Annotated in this window: 2 protein-coding genes and 1 pseudogene; all 3 read left to right on the top strand. The window is 58.0% G+C overall.

The window, feature by feature from the left end; genetic code table 11:
- Positions 1-473 (top strand): annotated as a pseudogene (nirA, locus tag NW856_RS04180) (ferredoxin--nitrite reductase); the annotation flags it as partial.
- 61 nt (positions 474-534) lie between these two features.
- Positions 535-1,857, top strand: coding sequence for a CmpA/NrtA family ABC transporter substrate-binding protein (locus tag NW856_RS04185; RefSeq protein WP_414330505.1), 1,323 nt, complete (start codon positions 535-537; stop codon positions 1,855-1,857).
- Positions 1,858-2,002: 145 nt separating this feature from the next.
- Positions 2,003-2,761 (top strand): nitrate ABC transporter permease (ntrB, locus tag NW856_RS04190; RefSeq protein ID WP_414399261.1); only part of this gene is annotated, 759 nt, incomplete at its 3' end.

Below are 2,761 nucleotides of genomic sequence, written 5' to 3' on the forward strand. Positions count from 1 at the left end.
CCCGAGTGGCTTCCTTGTTAAAAGAGCCGCTGTTGAAAAAGTTCTCTCCCAACCCAGGGCCATTGCAGCGGGGGCTGGTGTCGTGTACGGGCAACCAGTTCTGCAACTTTGCCCTTATCGAGACCAAAAACCGGGCTGTGGCCTTGATGGAGGAGCTGGAGGCGGAGCTGGAGATCCCCCAAACGGTGCGCATCCACTGGACGGGCTGCCCCAACTCCTGCGGCCAACCCCAAGTAGCCGATATCGGCCTTATGGGCACCACTGCTCGCAAGGACGGCAGGGTGGTGGAGGCCGTGGACATCTACATGGGGGGAGAGGTGGGCAAAGACGCCAAGCTGGGCGAATGCGTGCGCAAAGGGATCCCTTGCGAAGACCTCAAGCCGGTCTTGGTGGAGTTGCTCATTGAACACTTTGGGGCCAAGCCGCGTCAGCATCCGTCCGCCGCCCAGGCTTCTGTTTTGGTAACCCGCTAGCGGTTCTGTTGCCGTCCTGAAAGTTTTTCTTTCTTCGTCGTTGTAAATCTTGGAGGTTTCGATGTCTAAGCTGTTCAGCACTTCCTCTCCCGTCTCCCGTCGGCAATTTTTGGCCGGGGTGGCTGCTCTCACGGCTGGGGCGGCCACGGCTGGGATCCCGCGCGCCCAATCGCAATCCTTGGGCAAAGGCTACTGGGTGGCGCAGGCCGATACTCCCGAAACCACCAGCGCCAAGCTGGGGTTCATCGCTCTAACCGACGCGGCCCCCCTGATCATCGCCAAAGAAAAGGGGTTCTTTGACAAGTACGGCATGAAGGACGTAGAGGTGGTCAAGCAGGCCTCTTGGGGCACCACCCGCGACAACTTGGTGCTGGGATCCGCCGCCGGCGGCATCGATGGGGCACACATCCTCACCCCCATGCCCTACCTCATCACCACCGGCAAAGTTACCGATGGCAAGCCGGTGCCTATGTACATTTTGGCCCGTCTCAATCTGGACGGTCAGGGCATCAGCATTTCCAACCAATATCGGGATTTGCAAATCGGCCTGGATAGTTCCCCCCTCAAGGCCAAGTTTGCCGAGCTTCGAGCTGCCGGCAAAGATCCCAAATGTGCGATGACCTTCCCCGGTGGCACCCACGACCTATGGATGCGCTACTGGCTGGCCGCAGGCGGGATCGATCCCACTAGCGACGTCTCCGTCATTGTGGTGCCGCCGCCGCAAATGGTGGCCAATATGAAATCCAGAACCATGGAAGCCCTCTGTGTGGGCGAGCCTTGGAATGCCCAGCTGGTGAACCAAAAAGAGGGGTATAGTGCCCTCACCACCGGCGAGCTGTGGAACGGCCACCCGGAAAAGGCCTTTGCCCTGCGGGCCGACTGGGTGGATGCGCACCCGAAAGCCACCCTTGCCCTGTTGAAAGCGGTGCTAGAAGCCCAGATCTGGTGCGACCAGATGGAAAACAAAGAGGAGATGTGTCGCATCATCGGCGACCGCCGCTGGCTGGGGGTGCCTGTGCCCGATATCTTGGGCCGTTCTCGGGGCACTTTTGACTACGGCACCGGCAAGGTCGTTGAAAACAGCCCCCACCTGATGAAGTTCTGGCAGAACTACGCTTCCTACCCCTTCAAGAGCCACGATCTCTGGTTCTTGACCGAAAACATCCGCTGGGGCTATCTGCCTGCCGACACCGATACCAAAGCCTTGGTGGAGCGGGTGAATCGGGAAGAACTCTGGCGAGAAGCTGCCAAAGCCATTGGTCAGGGGGCAGCCATTCCCCCCAGCACCTCTCGAGGAGTGGAAACCTTCTTCGACGGGGTGCAGTTCGATCCCGAAAATCCTGCCGCCTACCTGGAGAAATTGGCGATTAAGAAGCTGGCCTAATTTCCCAACTTTCCCCAGCAAGTTAGCTGCAAACCCTCTGTCCAGGAGAGAAGGGATCCCCGAATCCCCACAAAGAGTGTTCAACTGAAACCCCTTCTCTCTTGGGATCCTCTTAAGTTGACTTCAACCTTACTCCCAGCAAGCCATGAGGATTTTCCACTCTGCCCTACAGTTGGGCTACCACCTCTTTCGGATCCTGCTTCCCCTACTGGTTGGCCTAGGCCACTGGCTGCTGAAAACCAGCCCAGGCTTTGTTCTTCAGTCCAATGCCGGGCTCCACTCCCCGGCCAGCTCTGCATCTTCTTCTGCTTGGAGGCAGCGAGTCCAAATCCACCAAGTGCTGCGCCGCGTTCTTTTGCCCACCACGGCCATTTTAATAGTGCTCGTTCTCTGGCAAATTGCCTATAGCCGCCCCGGAGCCAACTTGCCCACCCCTCTCCAGGTTTGGCAGGACACCTGGGATCCCCTCATTAAAGATCCCTTTTTTGACTATGGCGGCAATGCCAAAGGGCTGTTCTGGCAAATTTGGGCCAGCTTGCGGCGGGTGTTCATTGGGTTTGCCCTGGCCGGCTTGGTGGGGGTTGTGGGCGGCATGATCATCGGGGTCAATCGCTGGCTGTACGAGGCTTTGGATCCCATTTTTCAGGTGCTGCGCACGGTGCCGCCTTTGGCCTGGCTGCCGATTTCTTTGGCTGCCTTTCGAGATGCCAACCCTTCCGCCATTTTTGTAATCTTCATTACGGCCCTCTGGCCCATTTTGATCAACACCGTTGTCGGCGTACAGCAGATCCCTCAGGACTACCGCAACGTGGCCAGAATTGTGCGCATGTCCGGCTGGAAGTACTTTTTCAAAATCGTTTTCCCGGCAACTGTGCCCTATATTTTTACCGGCTTGCGCATTGGG

This window comes from Synechococcus sp. R3-13 (genome assembly GCF_047462195.1).
Classification (GTDB): domain Bacteria; phylum Cyanobacteriota; class Cyanobacteriia; order Thermostichales; family Thermostichaceae; genus Thermostichus.